At 47.0% G+C, this 19,313-nt stretch carries 10 protein-coding genes; 5 read left to right on the forward strand and 5 right to left on the reverse strand.

Annotation, left to right across the window (positions count from 1 at the left end; translation table 11 throughout):
* Positions 1–12: 12 nt before the first annotated feature.
* The 5 genes from gltB (OH455_RS03805) (at position 13) to OH455_RS03825 (ending at position 12,885) form a co-directional block, all read left to right on the forward strand.
* Positions 13–4,563, forward strand: a complete 4,551-nt coding sequence (gene gltB / locus OH455_RS03805; protein ID WP_269980400.1) for a glutamate synthase large subunit — start codon at positions 13–15, stop codon at positions 4,561–4,563.
* On the forward strand, positions 4,563–6,032 hold the full coding sequence (locus OH455_RS03810; RefSeq protein WP_269980401.1) for a glutamate synthase subunit beta: 1,470 nt from the start codon (positions 4,563–4,565) through the stop codon (positions 6,030–6,032). The genes gltB (OH455_RS03805) and OH455_RS03810 overlap by 1 nt, the downstream gene beginning before the upstream one ends.
* Positions 6,033–6,464: 432 nt before the next feature.
* Entirely contained in the window at positions 6,465–10,928 is a 4,464-nt protein-coding gene (gltB, locus tag OH455_RS03815) for a glutamate synthase large subunit (RefSeq protein WP_269980402.1), read from the forward strand.
* A 20-nt stretch (positions 10,929–10,948) separates the two neighbouring features.
* Complete coding sequence (locus OH455_RS03820) at positions 10,949–12,361, forward strand: FAD-dependent oxidoreductase (protein WP_269980403.1); 1,413 nt, start codon at positions 10,949–10,951, stop codon at positions 12,359–12,361.
* Positions 12,362–12,456: 95 nt separating this feature from the next.
* Complete coding sequence (locus tag OH455_RS03825) at positions 12,457–12,885, forward strand: DUF1499 domain-containing protein (protein ID WP_269980404.1); 429 nt, start codon at positions 12,457–12,459, stop codon at positions 12,883–12,885.
* 172 nt (positions 12,886–13,057) lie between these two features.
* Here OH455_RS03825 and truB read toward each other — a convergent pair whose 3' ends face one another.
* The 5 genes from truB to rimP all read right to left on the reverse strand — a co-directional run bounded on the left by truB (position 13,058) and on the right by rimP (position 19,210).
* The gene (truB, locus tag OH455_RS03830; RefSeq protein ID WP_171323117.1) at positions 13,058–14,005 is read right to left on the reverse strand and encodes a tRNA pseudouridine(55) synthase TruB; all 948 of its coding nucleotides are present in this window, start codon (positions 14,003–14,005) and stop codon (positions 13,058–13,060) included.
* Entirely contained in the window at positions 14,005–14,418 is a 414-nt protein-coding gene (gene rbfA / locus OH455_RS03835) for a 30S ribosome-binding factor RbfA (protein WP_269980405.1), read from the reverse strand. The genes truB and rbfA overlap by 1 nt, the downstream gene beginning before the upstream one ends.
* A 114-nt stretch (positions 14,419–14,532) precedes the next feature.
* Positions 14,533–17,220, reverse strand: a complete 2,688-nt coding sequence (infB, locus tag OH455_RS03840; RefSeq protein WP_269980406.1) for a translation initiation factor IF-2 — start codon at positions 17,218–17,220, stop codon at positions 14,533–14,535.
* Positions 17,221–17,242: 22 nt separating this feature from the next.
* On the reverse strand, positions 17,243–18,730 hold the full coding sequence (gene nusA / locus OH455_RS03845) for a transcription termination factor NusA (protein WP_269980407.1): 1,488 nt from the start codon (positions 18,728–18,730) through the stop codon (positions 17,243–17,245).
* 24 nt (positions 18,731–18,754) lie between these two features.
* Positions 18,755–19,210 (reverse strand): ribosome maturation factor RimP, encoded by a 456-nt coding sequence (gene rimP / locus OH455_RS03850; protein ID WP_006958050.1) that lies wholly within the window; start codon positions 19,208–19,210, stop codon positions 18,755–18,757.
* Positions 19,211–19,313 lie beyond the last annotated feature (103 nt).

Consider the following 19,313-nt stretch of genomic DNA (forward strand, 5'->3'; position numbering starts at 1 on the left):
AAGGATGTATCTATGGTAGATAGAGAGCAAAGTTCACAGGGTCTGTATACTCCTGAACTGGAGCATGACGCTTGTGGTATCGGTTTTGTTGCTCACCTCAAAAACCGTAAATCGCACGAAGTAGTAACTCAGGCATTGGATATGCTGGCACGAATGGAACACCGCGGTGGTCAAGGTTGTGACCCATGCAGCGGTGACGGTGCGGGTATCTTGCTACAAAAACCTCATGAATTCCTGTTAGAAGAAGCGGTTAAGCTAGGCATTAAATTGCCTTCGTTTGAAAAGTATGGTGTTGGTATCGTTCTTTTCCCGAAAGACGAATACAAACGTGAGCAATGCCGTGACATTCTGGAACGTAACGCACAACGTCTAGACCTTGAAGTCATCGGCTACCGTGTACTACCAACTGACAACTCAATGATCGGTGCAGATCCACTAAGCACAGAACCTCAGTTTGAGCATGTGTTTATCTCTGGTGGTCCGGGCATCACACCCGAAGAGCTTGAGCGCAAACTGTATGTACTTCGTAACTACACTGTACGTGTTTGCCTAGAAAGCGTTTCGAACATTGGTGACGACTTCTACATTAACTCGATGTCTTACAAGACATTGGTGTACAAAGGTCAGTTAACGACCGAGCAAGTACCTCAGTACTTCCTTGATCTGCAAAACCCGACCATGGTGACTGCACTGGCACTGGTGCACTCTCGTTTCTCTACCAATACCTTCCCGAAATGGCGTCTTGCACAGCCTTTCCGTTACATTGCACACAACGGTGAAATCAATACAGTTCGCGGCAACTTGAACTGGATGAAAGCCCGCGAAGCAATCCTAGAATCAGACCTGTTTACTCAGGCTGAAATCGACATGCTTCTTCCAATCTGTCAGGAAGGGAGCTCGGATTCATCTAACTTTGACATGGCACTTGAGCTCCTAGTTCTTTCTGGTCGCAGCCTGCCACAAGCACTGATGATGTTGATACCAGAAGCATGGCAAGAAAACAAAAACATGGATCCTAAACGTCGCGCGTTCTATCAGTACCACGCGAATATCATGGAACCATGGGATGGTCCTGCTTCAGTATGTTTTACTGATGGTGTTCAAGTTGGTGCGACACTTGACCGTAACGGCCTACGCCCTTCTCGCTACACAGTGACCAAAGACAATTTCCTCGTGATGGCATCAGAATCTGGTGTTGTGGATATTGAACCAGAGAACGTTGAATTCCGCGGACGTCTACAACCAGGTCGTATCTTCGTTGCAGACCTAGAGCAAGGTCGCATCATTTCTGACGAAGAAGTGAAAGACAGCATTGCAACGGCGCAGCCTTACGAGCAGTGGGTAGAAGAAAACCTACTGAGCTTGAAGAAGCTACCAGATGCGAGCAACCAGTTCAGCCAACCTTCTCCTGAGCGTTTGCTGCACCGTCAACAAGCTTTCGGTGTGAGCACTGAAGAAGTGAACGAAATCATCGTTCCAATGGCGAATGACGCGAAGGAACCATTATCAGCTATGGGTGCCGACTGGCCTCTTGCGGTTCTATCTCATCAGTCTCAGCACCTTTCAAACTACTTCAAGCAGCTGTTTGCACAGGTAACTAACCCACCGATCGACCCGATCCGTGAGCGTATGGTTATGTCGCTGAATACATACTTGGGTAAAGACCACAACCTTCTGACTGAAACGCCACTTCACTGTCAGAAAGTCGAGTTGGAATCACCTGTTCTGGCGAACTCCGAGCTTGAAAAACTGCGTGCTATCGATAACGAGCACCTACAAGCGAAGACGTTGGATATCGTATTCCAAGCCAATGAAGATCAAGGCAAGCTTGAGCGTGCACTAAAACGTATCTGCCAATACGCAGAAGACGCGGTTGTCGATGGTTACTCAATCATCTTACTAACTGACCGAGCAGTGAACTCAAACCATGCGGCGATTCCAGCAATGCTGGCTGTTGGTGCTGTGCACCACCATTTGATCCGCAAAGGTCTACGTGCGAAATGTGACATCGTGGTTGAAACCGGTGACGCACGCGAAACGCACCACTTTGCAACGCTACTTGGTTACGGTGCGAATGCGGTTAACCCTTACCTAGTGATTGAAACCATCATTGAACTTCAACGTACCAAGAAGTTGGATCCAGAAGCGAACCCTCGCGATCTGTTCAACAACTACCGTAAAGCGATCAATGGCGGTCTGCTGAAGATCTTCTCGAAGATGGGGATTTCTACGCTACAGTCGTACCATGGTGCGCAAATCTTCGAAGCCTTGGGGATCCACAAGTCAGTAGTAGACAAATACTTCACAGGTACGGTTTCTCGTATTCAAGGTCTAACCCTTGATGATATCGCCAAAGAAGTTTTGATCCGTCACCGCATCGGTTATCCACAACGCGAAATTCCAATTCAAATGCTGGATGTTGGTGGTGTTTACCAATGGAAACAGCGTGGTGAGAAGCACCTGTTCAACCCAGAAACCATTTCTCTACTGCAAGAGTCTACGCGCAACAAGAACTACGATCAGTTCAAGCAATACGCGACCGCTGTAGATAAACAAGGTGACAACGCGGTAACCCTGCGTAGCCAACTTGAGTTCATTAAAAACCCAGCGGGCTCTATCTCTATCGACGACGTCGAGCCAATTGAAAGCATAGTGAAACGCTTCGCGACCGGTGCTATGTCATTCGGTTCTATTTCGTACGAAGCACACTCGACACTGGCTGTTGCGATGAACCGCCTTGGCGCGAAATCGAACTCCGGTGAAGGTGGTGAAGACCCAATGCGTTTCGAGCGCAAAGAAAATGGCGATTGGGAGCGCTCAGCAATCAAGCAGGTCGCTTCAGGTCGTTTCGGCGTAACCTCTTACTACCTAACCAACGCTGATGAGCTACAGATCAAGATGGCTCAAGGCGCGAAACCAGGTGAAGGTGGTCAGCTACCAGGCGATAAGGTAGACGATTGGATCGGTGCAACACGTCACTCAACTCCGGGTGTCGGTCTTATCTCGCCACCGCCACACCACGATATCTATTCAATCGAAGACTTGGCTCAGCTTATCTATGACTTGAAGAATGCGAACCGCGCGGGTCGTGTAAACGTTAAACTGGTATCGGAAGCGGGCGTCGGTACTATCGCTTCTGGTGTTGCTAAAGCGAAAGCAGACGTTGTACTTATCGCAGGTTTCGACGGTGGTACTGGTGCATCACCAATGTCTTCAATCCGTCATACTGGTCTTCCTTGGGAACTTGGTTTGGCGGAAACGCATCAAACGCTACTGAAGAACGGTCTGCGTAACCGTATCGTGGTTCAAGCGGATGGTCAGATGAAGACACCTCGTGACCTTGCAGTGGCAACACTACTTGGTGCAGAAGAATGGGGTGTGGCAACCGCAGCATTGGTGGTTGAAGGATGTATTATGATGCGTAAGTGTCATAAGAACACCTGTCCTGTCGGTATCGCGACTCAAAACAAGACGCTTCGTGAGCGCTTTGATGGTCGCGTAGAAGACGTCGTCACCTTCTTCCAATACATGGCACAAGGTCTGCGTGAAATCATGGCTGAACTTGGCTTCCGCACTATCGATGAGATGGTCGGTCAAGGCCAGAAACTGAAAATTCGCCAAGACATTTCTCACTGGAAATACAAGAATCTAGATCTGTCTCCTGTTCTCCACGTTGAGCAACCACGCGAAGCCGATGGCGTATTCAACCAAGCTCAGCAGAACCACAATCTAGAAGAAGTGCTAGACCGCAAGCTGATTCAAGCAGCAATTCCCGCTCTGGAGAAAGGCGAAGCGGTGAATGCAGAATTCCCTATCGTCAACACGGACCGCTCTGCAGGTACCATGTTGTCGAACGAAATCTCGAAAGTGTACAAAGATGCGGGTCTACCTGAGCCAATGAACGTGAAATTCAAAGGTTCTGCGGGTCAGTCATTCGGTGCATTCCTAGCTAAGGGCGTGAAGTTCGAAGTGGAAGGCGACGCGAACGACTACTGGGGTAAAGGCTTATCTGGCGGTACATTAGTACTTTACCCAGATGCGAAAGCAAGCATTGTCGCGGAAGACAACATCGTGGTTGGTAACGTGTGTTTCTATGGTGCAACTTCGGGTGAGTCTTTCATTCGCGGTATGGCTGGTGAACGTTTCTGTGTTCGTAACTCAGGCGCGAAAGTAGTAGTAGAAGGCGTCGGTGATCATGGTTGTGAATACATGACAGGCGGTGCAGCGATTATCCTTGGTTCAACAGGTCGCAACTTTGCTGCTGGTATGAGTGGCGGTGTCGCTTACGTATGGGATAAATCAGGCGACTTTGAGTCGAAACTGAACCCAGAGCTAGTAGACCTAGATCCAATAGAGCATGAAGACCGAGAGCTATTACTCGACATGCTAACCAAGCATATTCAATTCACAGGAAGTGAAGTTGCTCAGTCTTTCCTAGACAACTTTGAAGCAAGCCTAGCCTCTATGGTTAAGGTGATGCCACGTGACTACAAAGCAGTTCTTCAAAAGCGTAAAGCTGAAGCACAGTCTCAAGGAAACGAAACTCAAGTGGAGGCCGTATAATGGGTAAGCCTACTGGATTTTTAGAGCATGGTCGTGAACTACCACAGAAGATCGACCCAGTTGAACGCATCAAGAACAACAAAGAGTTCGTTCTGAACGAGGAGTTTGGAGACAAGATCAATACTCAAGCTTCTCGTTGTATGGACTGTGGTGTGCCGTTTTGTCATAACGGCTGCCCTATCGGTAATATCATCCCGGAGTTTAACGATGCCGTTTATCGTGATAGCTGGGAAGAAGCATGGAACATTCTAAGCTCAACCAATAATTTCCCAGAGTTTACTGGTCGTGTTTGCCCTGCTCCATGTGAAAGTGCTTGTGTACTTGGCATTAACCAAGATCCAATCACTATCTGTAATATCGAGAAAACCATCGTAGAAACGGCGTATCGTGAAGGGTACGCCAAACCAAAAACACCACGTTCTCGCACTGGCAAAACCGTTGCGATCATCGGTTCGGGTCCTGCTGGCCTTGCGGCGGCTGAGCAGCTAAACAGTGCAGGTCATACCGTGACGGTATTCGAGCGAGACGAGAAGGTCGGTGGCCTGCTACGTTTTGGTATCCCAGATTTCAAACTAGGTATGGACGTGATTGATCGTAAGATCAACCTGATGGCCGAAGCGGGCATCGAATTCAAAGTAAACCAACACGTTGGTGTTGATGTGAATGCCCAGCAACTGCGTCAAGAGTTCGATGTGGTTCTGCTAACGGGTGGCTCAACTGTCCCACGTGATTTGCCTGTTCCAGGTCGTGAGCTAAAAGGCGTTCATTTCGCGATGGAATTCCTAGGTCAAAACAACCGCCGCGCCAACAACATGGATCTTAAAACCGAAGAGATCCACGCAAAAGGCAAACATGTTGTCGTCATTGGTGGTGGTGATACTGGTTCTGACTGCGTAGGTACATCAAACCGCCACGGTGCAGCAAGCATCACTCAGGTTGAAATCATGCCGATTCCACCAGAGAAACGCCCTGCTAATATGCCATGGCCACAGTACCCGATGATCTTGCGTACTTCGACATCTCATGAAGAAGGCGTTGATCGCCACTGGAATATCCTAACCAAAGAGTTCATTGGTAATGACAAAGGTGAAGTCACTGGCCTTCGATTAGCTGATATCGTTTGGCAAGATGCAAAACCAGGCGAGCGTCCAAACTTCAAAGAAGTAGAAGGCAGCGAGCGTGTAATCGCGTGTGATCTGGCATTCCTAGCCATGGGCTTCCTACACCCAGAACCAACAGGGGTACTTGCTCAACTGGATATCGCGCTAGATGAGCGTGGTAACGTGGAAACTCAGGGTTTTGCTACAAGCCAAGAAGGTGTATTTGCTGCTGGTGATATGCGAACAGGCCAGTCTTTAGTGGTTCGTTGTATCAATGAAGGTCGCGAATGTGCCCGTGCGATCGATGACTACCTAATGGGTGGGACTCATCTTGAAGCGAAAGCCGATTCACTAATGCTATCAGCATAAGTCGAATCAACTCCAGCATCAGACAACAATGAATAATTCTGGAGTTAAAACGAATAACTAATCAATCCTTCCAAACTATCCAACTTGACCAGCACATTGTGCTGGTCTTTTTTATTCCAACCGAATTCAATTGTTGCAAAATTGTAACAATCAAAAACATATACTCATGATATATAAGTACTTTTTAGGATATTGGTGGGTAAATATAACATTGATGTTATATATCACCAAAAACTTGACCTTTTCTATCATACGCTATACGTTGTGAAGTCGATGAAAATGATTTCGTCTTTATTTAAAAAATAATAACAAACCATTCTGCGTATATTTATGCGGAATGTGACAATTTGAAAGCATAGTTAGTCATACATACCAACCCTTGTGATGTTGGTAGTTCTGTCTGGAAGACAGAGAAGCAAAGGGAGAATTGCAATGGCTTTATATGATCCTAGTCTTGAAAAAGACAACTGTGGATTTGGTTTGATCGCTCATATGGAAGGACAACCAAGCCACAAACTGGTTCGTACAGCAATTTCGGCATTGGATCGCATGACCCACCGAGGTGGTATCGCCGCCGACGGTAAAACCGGCGATGGTTGTGGACTTCTATTACAAAAGCCCGACTCATATTTACGCCTCATCGCGGAAGAGAACAACTTCAACCTCAGTAAACAATACGCTGTAGGTATGATGTTTTTCAGCCAAGATCCAGTCAAAGCGCAATCTGCTAAAGACATCATCAATAAAGAGTTAACTCAAGAAACTCTGACCGTTTCAGGTTGGCGTGATGTGCCGACCAACTCAGATGTTTTAGGCCCAATCGCACTGGATTCGTTACCTAATATTCAACAAATATTCATTTCTGCCCCTGCAGGCTGGCGTGAGCGTGACATTGAACGTCGTTTGTATATCGCACGCCGCCGCATAGAAAAACAAATCACGCAAGACAGTGATTTTTACATCTGCAGCTTATCCACACAGGTGATTGTATATAAAGGCCTGTGCATGCCTGCAGACTTACCACGCTTTTACCTCGATCTCGCAGACTTGCGCATGGAATCCGCTATTTGCTTGTTCCACCAGCGTTTTTCAACAAATACCCAGCCACGTTGGCCGCTGGCTCAACCCTTCCGCTATCTGGCACACAATGGTGAAATCAATACCATTGAAGGCAATCGCCAGTGGGCACGTGCTCGTGCATACAAATTCGCTTCGCCCCTACTGCCTGATCTGCAAACGGCAGCTCCATTTGTGAACGAAACGGGCTCTGATTCATCCAGTCTGGATAACATGCTCGACCTTTTCCTAGCGGGTGGCATGGACGTCTTCCGTGCGATGAGAATGCTGGTGCCGCCTGCATGGCAAAATCACCCGGATATGGATCCGGATTTGCGTGCATTCTACGATTTCAACTCCAAACATATGGAACCATGGGATGGCCCTGCTGGCATCGTATTGTCCGATGGTCGTTATGCTGCGTGTAACCTAGATCGTAATGGCCTGCGCCCCGCTCGTTATGTCATCACTAAAGACCAGCTCATTACACTGGCATCAGAGGTTGGTATTTGGGATTATGCTCCCGACGAAGTGGCAGAAAAAGGCCGTGTTGGACCGGGCGAATTGTTGGTCGTTGACACACGCCGCGGGAAATTATGGCAATCAAGTGAAATTGACAACGATCTAAAAGGTCGCCACCCATATAAAGAGTGGATGGACAATAACGTCCATAAGCTCAAACCATTTGCTCAGTTGCCTGAAGATCAGGTAGGTAAGCGCAATTTTGATAGTGACTTGCTCAAGACCTATCAGAAGCAATTCGCTATGACTAACGAAGAAGTCGATCAAGTCCTTCGAGTCCTTGGTGATATGGGTCAAGAAGCGGTTGGCTCTATGGGTGATGATACCCCGATGGCCATTCTTTCCTCGAAAGAACGATTAGTTACAGACTACTTCCGTCAGAAATTTGCTCAGGTCACCAATCCACCGATCGATCCGTTGCGTGAAAAGCACGTCATGTCACTGGCGACCAGTGTTGGCCAAGAAATGAACGTGTTCTGCGAAACCGATGGACACGCTCATCGCGTAACTTTTGATTCGCCGGTACTGCTTTATTCAGACATGCAGCAACTGCTCGAACTGGCTGATGCGCACTACCGTAACACCATCTTAGATATCAATTACGATCCTGAGAGCAAAGACCTACAACAAGCTATCAACGACTTATGTGACCAAGCAGTCGACGTTGTGCGTGAAGGGACTGTATTGGTGGTTTTATCTGATCGCGCGTTAGTGAAAGGCAAGCTGCCGATTCCTGCTGCGATGGCAGTAGGCGCGGTGCAAACACGTTTGATTGAAGAGAATCTTCGTTGTGATGCCAACATTATTGTCGAGACAGCCACTGCTCGCGATCCACATCAGTTTGCTGTCCTACTTGGATTTGGTGCAACAGCGGTATACCCATACTTGGCTTATGAAGCCTTAGGTAAACTGATTGATGATGGTGCGCTTGAAAAAAGCTACCGCGATGTGATGCAAAACTATCAATATGGCATTAACAAAGGCCTCTATAAGATCATGTCCAAAATGGGCATATCCACCGTTGCCTCTTACCGTTGCTCGCAATTGTTTGAAGCGGTGGGCCTAAGTGAAGATGTTGTCGAACTTTGCTTCCGCGGGGTCACGACTCGTATCCAAGGCGCCAGCTTCGACGACTTCCAGCAAGACTTGTTTAACCTTTCACGTAAAGCCTGGGCTAAACGTAAAGCCATTGAACATGGTGGTTTACTGAAATATGTCCATGGCGGCGAGTATCATGCCTATAACCCGGATGTCGTTGGCACATTGCAACAGGCCGTCAAATCCGGTGAGAGTGGTGATTATCAAAGTTTTGCCAAACAAGTAAACCAACGTCCAGTTGCGATGTTGCGTGACTTGATGACGCTGAAAAAATCTGCGACGCCGCTACCACTAGAACAGGTTGAACCAAGCACTGAACTGTTTAAACGCTTTGACTCTGCCGCAATGTCCATTGGCGCTCTGAGCCCAGAAGCTCATGAAGCTCTGGCAACCGCGATGAACCGTCTCGGTGGCTATTCAAATTCAGGTGAAGGTGGCGAAGATCCACGCCGCTTCGGCACAGAACGTAACTCTCGTATTAAACAGATTGCCTCAGGTCGATTTGGTGTCACTCCGCATTACCTGACCAATGCCGATGTTCTGCAAATCAAAGTCGCTCAGGGTGCAAAGCCGGGTGAAGGTGGTCAGCTTCCGGGGCATAAGGTTACAGCGGAAATCGCTAAATTACGCTATTCGGTACAAGGCGTTACGCTGATCTCTCCTCCACCGCACCACGATATCTATTCGATTGAAGATTTAGCTCAGTTGATCTTCGACCTAAAGCAGGTTAATCCAAACGCCTTAGTATCGGTCAAACTGGTTTCTGAACCTGGTGTTGGCACTATTGCCACTGGTGTGGCAAAAGCGTATGCAGACTTGATCACCATCTCAGGCTATGACGGGGGGACTGCTGCCAGCCCACTGACATCGGTAAAATACGCCGGTTGTCCTTGGGAGCTAGGCCTTGCCGAAACTCAACAAGCACTGGTGGCTAACGGGCTTCGTCACAAGATTCGCCTTCAAGTGGATGGCGGTCTAAAAACAGGTTTAGACGTTGTAAAAGCCGCGATACTAGGTGCAGAAAGCTTCGGCTTTGGAACAGCACCTATGGTAGCGATGGGCTGTAAATTCCTGCGCATTTGTCACCTCAATAACTGTGCAACAGGCGTTGCCACTCAAGACGAAATGCTCCGCAAAGAATTCTTTAAAGGTTTACCTGAGCAAGTGATGAATTACTTTGTAGGTTTGGCTGATGAAGTACGTGCTTTGCTAGCAGAACTGGAAGTGGAAAAGCTCACTGATCTCATCGGTCGTACTGAACTGCTTGAGACAGTAGAAGGGATGACCGCCAAGCAAACCAAGCTCGACTTAAGCAATATTCTTGAAGCGCCTGTATCACCGGAAGGTCATCCACTATTTTGGACAGAACCTAACACACCGTTTGATAAGGCTGAGTTGAACCAGAAGATCATCGATGATGTCCTTTCAGCCGTCGAAGCACGCGAGTCCGCAAGCTTCTTCTATAACGTCATTAATACCGATCGCTCGATTGGTGCGCGTCTATCAGGTGAAATTGCTAAGCGTTATGGAAACCAAGGCATGGCGGCAACCCCCATTAAGCTCCACCTTGATGGCACCGCTGGACAATCATTTGGGGTCTGGAATGCCGGTGGTGTAGAACAGTATCTCACTGGTGATGCCAATGACTATGTTGGTAAAGGCATGGCTGGAGGCAAGTTGGTCATCAAACCACACTTAGGGACAGCATTCCGCTGTAATGAAGCCACTATTATTGGTAACACCTGCTTATACGGTGCAACTGGCGGCAAACTGTTTGCAGCTGGCACGGCAGGCGAGCGCTTTGGCGTACGTAACTCTGGAACCATCGCAGTCATTGAAGGCGCAGGCGACAACGCTTGTGAATATATGACTGGCGGTATCGTGGCAATTCTTGGCGCAACCGGAGTCAATTTTGGTGCAGGCATGACAGGGGGATTTGCCTACGTTCTTGATAAGAATGAAGACTTCCAAGGCCGAGTGAACAATGAATCAGTCGAGGCACTGGCGCTGTCTGATCTCTATATCCATCAGGAACATTTACGTGGCCTGATTGCGGAGCATCTTGAAGAGACAAACTCAGTTCACGCTGAAGATATTCTGGCGAACTTTGATGAATGGATTCCAAAGTTCTATCTGGTGAAACCTAAAGCTGCAGACCTTCGTACCCTGCTGGGTCACCAAAGTCGTAGTGCCGCTGAACTTCGCGTTCAAGCGCAGTAATCATGGAGGATGTTTGAATCATGAGCCAGAACGTATACCAATTTATTGATGTACAACGCGTCGATCCTGCGAAGAAACCGATTAAAGTTCGCAAGATTGAATTCGTCGAAATTTATGAACCCTTTACCAAGCAACAAGCCACTGCTCAAGCTGATCGCTGTCTTGACTGCGGTAACCCATACTGCGAGTGGAAATGCCCTGTACATAACTACATTCCGCAATGGCTAAAACTTGCTAATGAAGGGCGAATCTTGGAAGCCGTTGAGCTTTCTCACCAAACAAATAGCTTACCAGAAGTGTGTGGGCGAGTTTGTCCACAAGACCGATTATGCGAAGGTTCTTGTACCCTGAATGATGACTTTGGCGCCGTAACCATAGGTAATATTGAAAAATATATCACAGATAAAGCCTTCGAAATGGGTTGGAAACCAGATATGTCCAAGGTGGAATGGACAGATAAGAAGGTCGCTATTATTGGCGCAGGCCCAGCAGGACTTGCTGCTGCAGATATTTTAGTGCGCAATGGAGTCAAACCTGTTGTGTTCGATCGCTACCCAGAAATCGGTGGCCTACTCACTTTTGGTATTCCATCATTCAAACTGGAAAAAGGCGTCATGGAAAACCGACGTCGTGTCTTTACTGAAATGGGCGTGGAATTCCAGCTCAACGTTGAGGTAGGTAAAGATGTTCAGATGCAGCAACTGATTGAAGAATACGATGCCGTGTTTCTTGGGGTTGGTACCTATAAAAACATGCGTGCCGGCCTAGAAAATGAAGAAGCGCCGGGTGTCTATGATGCACTGCCGTTTTTGATTTCCAACACATACAAAGTCATGGGCTTGGAAGCTGAGCAACCCTTCATTGATATGACCGGTAAAAAAGTCGTCGTACTCGGGGGCGGTGATACCGCGATGGACTGTGTTCGCACATCCATTAGACAAGGGGCCTCTAACGTCATTTGTGCCTATCGACGTGATGAAGCCAACATGCCAGGTTCTCGTCGAGAAGTAAAAAATGCCAAAGAAGAAGGCGTGGATTTTAAGTTTAACCTTCAACCTTTAGGCGTCGAAGTGGATACCTTTGGCAAAGTTTCGGGGGTGAAAGTGGTTAAAACCGCGCTTGGAGAGCCCGATGAAGCAGGGCGTCGCCGTCCAGAGCCTGTAGCAGGCAGTGAACACATATTGCCAGCAGATGCAGTGATCATGGCATTTGGTTTCCAGCCACATAAAATGGAATGGTTGACACCGTATGATGTTGAACTCGATCAATGGGGACGCATCAAAGCACCTTCAGACCAAGAGTTTATGTTCCAGACAAGCAACAAAAAAATCTTTGCCGGAGGGGATGCCGTTCGCGGATCTGATCTTGTCGTCACTGCGATTGATGAAGGCCGCAAAGCTGCTGAAGGTATACTTGATTACCTTGAGGTATAGTCCTACCTCAACTCACAAAAGGATCCATTAATTGGATCCTTTTTTCATTTAAAACATATAATTGAATTCAATTAGAGTAAGACAAGGTATTCAATATGAAGAACGCCGCTCTCCTTTCAATCACCCTATTGGGTTTAACCGCTTGTAGCCAAGGAGTACAAGATATGTCAGATCGCACAGCTTCCCCTTGTGGTGACAAGCCTAACTGCGTTTCAACACAAGATACTCGACCAGAGCATAACCTCGCCCCGTTTGAACTCAATGACGGCGTGACCTTAGGTCAGATCGAAGCTGTGGTACTAAAAGAGCCAAGAACCAAAACTGCGGAAAAAAGCGCTGATTATTTACGAGTAGAATTTACCAGTAAGATCATGCGTTTCGTCGATGATTTGGAATTAAGAATAGAAGGGAACAGTCTGATTGTTCGCTCTGAATCTCGCACCGGTCACTCTGATTTTGGAGTTAACCGCAAACGTGCTGACGCACTGAGAGCCGCTCTGAGCGAAGCTAAGCTAATTAAATAGCCTCTTACACAAGAGTCCAGACTCCTACAAAATTCGACGCCTTGGCAAACCTCGCTACATAAGTAACGACTGCTTGTTGCTATTGCATCAAGTATCCACAGAAATTGCGCCACACAGCTATAAAAAAACCGAAGCTTTAAGCTTCGGTTTTAAATATTCAGTAATGATGCCGCTACTCAGCTTCTTCGCGGAAGACAACTAGGCGCTTTGGTGCCACCTTACCATCATCATTCACCTCAGCAACACCAATGAACAGCTTCTCTTCACCTGACGTCATACGCAGCGGTGTGCCCTCTGGTGCGCCGAATACTTGCACTGGCATACCGTGCTGAACCAAGTTGGTCAATTCAGCATTAAGGTTTACTTCTGGTAAGTCTTCGACCGCGGTATCCATAGGTAACAACAGAGGATCAAGTAGCTCTTTCGGTGCAACTTCATCACGATGTGCTTGCTCTAACAGCTCATTAAGTTGCTCTAGAGTCACCATTTTCTCGTATGGGTATTTGGCAACACCTGTACGACGAAGCATAGTGACATGAGCACCACAGCCTAACATCTCACCGAGATCATCAACGATAGTACGGATGTAAGTTCCTTTAGAACAGTGGACTTCCATCTCGACTTCATCACCTTCAAAACGATGCAGCACGATTTCATAAACCGTAATTTTGCGTGATTCACGCGGCACTTCAATGCCTTTTCGTGCATATTCATACAAAGGCTTACCTTGGTATTTCAATGCCGAAAACATTGAAGGCACTTGATCTGATTCACCACGGAACTTATCAATACAGGCTTCAAGCTTGTCGAGAGAAACGTCTACCGGACGAGTCTCAACCACTTCACCATCAGAATCCGAAGTATCTGTGCGCTCACCTAACTTGGCGATCACTCGGTAGCGTTTATCAGAATCCAACAAGAACTGAGAGAACTTGGTTGCTTCACCAAGACAAATTGGCAGCATACCTGTCGCTAGGGGATCCAGAGCACCGGTATGACCTGCTTTCTCTGCAAAGTAAATGCGTTTTACTTTCTGCAGCGCATCATTAGATGAAATGCCTGTTGGCTTGTCTAAGAGGACAACCCCATTAATTGGACGACCTTTACGACGGCGAGCCATTATGCCTTACCTTCTTCCGAATTTTCGTCTTCACGGCCAGCGTCATGCTGTTTACGCTTATCTTCGCTAACTACCTCTGACACTAGGTTTGACATACGCATACCCTCGACAAGGGTATTATCGTAGTGGAAACGCACTTCAGGTGTTAGACGTAGGCGAATGCGTTTGCCTAGCATCATACGAATATGAACTTCATGCTCACGTAGTGCTTCTAGGCAAGATTCTGGAGTTTGCTCACCAACACATAGGAAAGTTACAAACACTTTTGCGTATGCTAAATCACGTGACACTTCCACATCAGAAATCGTCACCATGCCTAGGCGAGAATCTCGAACTTCGCGTTGAAGGATCATGGCGAGTTCTTTTTGCAGCTGCTGTGAAACACGCTGCGTGCGGCTAAATTCTTTTGACATATCTTTTCTCTTATTAGAAAGAATGGGGGGATGGATAAATTCCAACCCCCCATGGCGTATTCAACAACCAATTACTGCTTATCTATCAATAAATAAGCCAGCAATGTTAGTCAATTAGTCTAGAGTACGTTTGACTTCAACGATTTCGAAGACTTCGATTTGGTCACCAACGCGAACATCGTTGTAGTTCTTAACGCCGATACCACATTCGTAGCCGTTCTTAACTTCTTGTACGTCATCTTTAAAGCGACGTAGTGACTCTAGTTCACCTTCGTAGATAACCACGTTCTCACGTAGTACACGAATTGGGTTACTGCGCTTAATAGTACCTTCAGTAACCATACAACCCGCAATAGCGCCAAGTTTTGGTGACTTAAATACATCACGCACTTCTGCAAGGCCGATAATTTCTTGCTTGAACTCTGGAGCAAGCATACCGCCCATTGCTTGTTTTACTTCATCAATCAATTGATAAATGATTGAGTAGTAACGTAGATCTAGGTTTTCAGCTTCAACTGCACGACGCGCAGTTGCATCAGCACGAACGTTGAAACCTAGGATGATAGCGTTAGATGCGGCCGCTAGAACAGCATCTGTTTCTGTAATACCACCAACACCAGAGCCCACGATGTTCACTTTCACTTCTTCAGTAGAAAGTTTACGTAGCGAGTCTGCGATAGCTTCCACAGAACCTTGAACGTCTGCTTTAAGTACTACATTAAGCTCAGCCACTTCACCAGCTGCCATGTTAGAGAACATGTTCTCTAGTTTCGCTTTTTGTTGACGTGCTAGTTTAACATCACGGAATTTACCTTGACGGTAGTTGGCAACTTCACGTGCTTTACGCTCATCACGAACAACAGTCGCTTCATCACCAGATGCAGGCACACCAGACAGACCAATGATTTCTACTGGGATAGAAGGACCCGCAGTGAAGATCTCTTTACCATTCTCATCACGCATTGCACGAACACGGCCGTACTCTTGACCACAAAGAAGGATATCACCTTTGTTTAGAGTACCAGACTGAACCAGTACAGTGGCAACTGGGCCGCGACCTTTATCTAGGCGAGATTCAACAACCACACCAGACGCCATGCCTTCTTCTACCGCTGTTAGCTCAAGAACTTCAGATTGTAGAAGGATAGTTTCTAGCAGACCTTCAATGTTTGTACCCTGTTTCGCAGAGATGTGAACAAACATGTTCTCACCGCCCCACTCCTCAGGAATAACATCGTATTGAGCCAGCTCATTCTTAACGTTGTCTGGGTTCGCATCTTCTTTATCGATCTTGTTCACGGCAACAATCAGAGGTACACCCGCCGCTTTCGCGTGCTGGATTGCTTCGATTGTCTGTGGCATTACACCATCGTCTGCTGCTACAACAAGAACAACGATATCTGTTGCCTGAGCACCACGAGCACGCATTGCCGTAAACGCCGCGTGTCCAGGAGTATCCAGGAAGGTGATCATGCCGTTTTCAGTTTCAACGTGGTATGCACCGATGTGCTGTGTGATACCACCGGCTTCGCCTGACGCAACGTGCGCTTTACGGATGTAATCAAGTGTAGAAGTCTTACCATGGTCAACGTGACCCATGATGGTAACAACTGGAGCACGAGGTACCGTCTCCGCATTGCTGTCACGGTCTGACAGTACTGCTTCTTCTAGCTCGTTCTCTTTACGCAGAATTACCTTGTGGCCCATTTCTTCAGCAACAAGTTGTGCTGTTTCTTGGTCGATAACCTGGTTGATCGTCGCCATTGCACCCATCTTCATCATTACTTTGATAACTTCTGTCCCTTTTACAGACATCTTGTTAGCAAGTTCTGATACAACGATGGTTTCACCGACAACAACGTCAGCTTTTGCAACCGTCGCGCTCTTATCGAAACCTTGCTGCATTGAAGCAGGCTTAGCCAGTTTACCTTTATTGCGGCCTTTAGCGCCGCGCTGGTTACGACCACCACGGTTTTGACCATCGTTGCCAGAAGCTTTCTTCTTCTTACGACGACCACCTTCTTCTTTGCGATCCGCAGCATCTTCTGCTTCACGAGCGTATGATGAAGTCGTTACATGATAGTCAGAGTTTTCCAACTCTTTCTTCTTCTGTTCCGCTTCACTCCAGCGAGCCTCATTTTCTTCAGCAAGCTTGCGAGCTTCTTCAACCAGCTTAGCTGCTTCTTGTTCAGCTTTACGCTGTGCTTCTTCTTCCTGACGACGTTTCAGTTCGTCAGCTTCGTTTTTCGCTTGCGCGTTCACTTCTGCACTTTTTGTTGCATTCATGTCTTTCTTAGCCTTATCAGCTTGTACGCGTTTGGCCTTTTCTTCAGCTTCACGTTTTGCGTCCGCTTCTCGCTTCGCTTTTTCTTCGGCCTCGCGTTGTGCTTTCTCTGCAGCTTCACGTTTTGCTAGCTCTTCAGCTTCACGCTTCGCAAGCTCTTCAGCTTCACGCTTTGCTGCTTCCTCAGCCTCGCGGTTCGCGTCGTCTTCGATAGTGCTGCGCTTCACATAAGTGCGCTTTTTGCGCACTTCTACTTGAACATCCTTACTCTTGCCGCCACCAGCATTGACGCTTAGTGTGCTGCGAGTTTTACGCTGTAGAGTTAAACGAGTTGGTTCAGCTTCACCAGAAGTATCACCGTGCTCTTTTTTCAGGTGAGTAAGCAATTTTTGCTTCTCTTCTTCGGTTACCTGATCTGCACTCGCTTTTGTCATACCAGCATCAGCAAGTTGCTCTAATAAGCGGTCAACTGGTGTACCAATTTCTTCACTCAGTGCTTTAACAGTAATTTGTGTCATGCCGCTTTCTCCTTGCTGAATATTATTCGTCTTCGCCGAACCAACAGATGTTACGAGCTGCCATGATTAATTCACCCGCACGTTCTTCAGTTAGGCCGTCGATACCTTCTAGGTCATCAATACCTTGATCTGCTAGATCTTCCAGTGTTGCTACCCCTTTAGCCGCTAGTTTAAAGGCCATTTCACGCTCTAAACCTTCAAGACCAAGCAAGTCTTCCGCAGGCTCTAAGCCTTCAAAAGATTCTTCCTGAGCCAGAGCCATTGTTGTTAGGGCATCTTTTGCACGATTACGTAGTTCTTCGACAAGATCTTCGTCTAGACCATCGACTTCAAGCAGTTCGTTTACTGGTACGTAAGCGACTTCTTCAAGAGAAGAGAAGCCTTCTTCAACTAACAGCTGAGCGAAATCTTCTTCGATATCTAGGTACTTCATGAAGTTTTCGATAGACGCTTGAGACTCTTCTGCGTGTTTCTTCTGCAGATCTTCAACCGTCATTACGTTCAGTTCCCAACCTGTTAGTTGAGAAGCTAGACGTACGTTTTGACCGTTACGGCCAATAGCTTGTGCTAGGTTATCGGCTTCAACCGCAATATCCATTGCGTGAGCATCTTCATCAACGATGATAGAAGCTACGTCTGCTGGTGCCATTGCATTGATAACAAACTGAGCTGGGTTATCATCCCAAAGCACAATATCAATACGCTCACCGCCAAGCTCGCCAGAGACTGCCTGTACACGTGCACCACGCATACCAACACACGCACCCACTGGGTCAATGCGCTTGTCGTTAGTCTTCACTGCAATCTTCGCACGAGAACCAGGATCTCGAGCCGCACCTTTCAGTTCAATGATCTCTTCTGCTATTTCCGGTACTTCAACACGGAATAGCTCCGCCAGCATTTCTGGCTTAGATCGTGTGATGAATAGTTGGAAACCACGTGCTTCTGGCGCTACACGGTACAGAAGACCACGAACGCGGTCACCCGGACGGTGGTTTTCACGAGGAAGCTGGTCATCACGTAGAATTACCGCTTCAGCGTTGTTACCTAGGTCAAGTACGATAGTTTCGCGGTTAACTTTCTTAACCACACCTGTAACTAGCTCACCTTCATTGTCGATGAACTGCTCAACGATCTGGGCACGTTCAGCTTCACGAACTTTCTGTACGATGACCTGCTTCGCTGTTTGCGTAGTAATACGATCAAAAGTTACTGACTCGATATCATCTTCTACGTAGTCACCTAGCTCAATCGTCTCATCATCAAACTGTGCTGCTTCAAGAGAGATTTCTTTTGTTGGGTTCTCTACTTCTTCAACAACTAACCAACGACGATAAGTATCGAACTCACCCGTTTTACGGTCAATTTCAACACGTACATCGATTTCGATTTCGTGTTTCTTCTTTGTAGATGTAGCTAGAGCTATCTCTAGGGCTTCAAAGATGCGCTCACGAGGTACCCCTTTTTCGTTTGATACCGCTTCTGCTACCGCTAAAATTTCTTTACTCATTTTAAATAGCCTCTAAGACCTTAATTAAAATTTAGGGATCAGGTTAGCTTTTGAAATGTTGCTCAAAGCAAACTCTTCTGCGTTGCCGTCCACAGTAACTGTTACTGTTTCACCCTCGATTGCGTGGATGACACCTTTCCACTTACGACGGTTACCAACAGCCATTTTCAAAACGATGCTTACCTCGTGACCAATAAATTGTTCATAGTGTGCTGCTTTGAAAAGTGGTCTTTCTAAACCTGGAGAAGACACTTCTAGGTTGTAAGCCACGGTGATTGGATCTTCAACGTCCATGACTGCACTGACCTGACGGCTAACTTCTGCACAATCATCTACAGAGATGCCATTTTCATGATCAATAAAGATACGTAGTGTTGAATGTTCGCCTGCGCGAATAAATTCTAATCCAACTAACTCATAACCTGATGCAGCTACTGGTGCTTCAAGCATTTCAGTAAGTTGTCTTTCTAAACCAGTCATTTAAACCACTCCAGAAACAAAAAAAGGGCTCAGAGCCCAATTTAAATTCCAAGCAATGTCTGAAATTCTGAGATACAGAAATTCAGATAACAAAAAACCCCGA

The sequence above is a fragment of the Vibrio sp. T11.5 genome (assembly GCF_027587155.1).
Taxonomy (GTDB): Bacteria; Pseudomonadota; Gammaproteobacteria; order Enterobacterales; family Vibrionaceae; genus Vibrio; species Vibrio neptunius.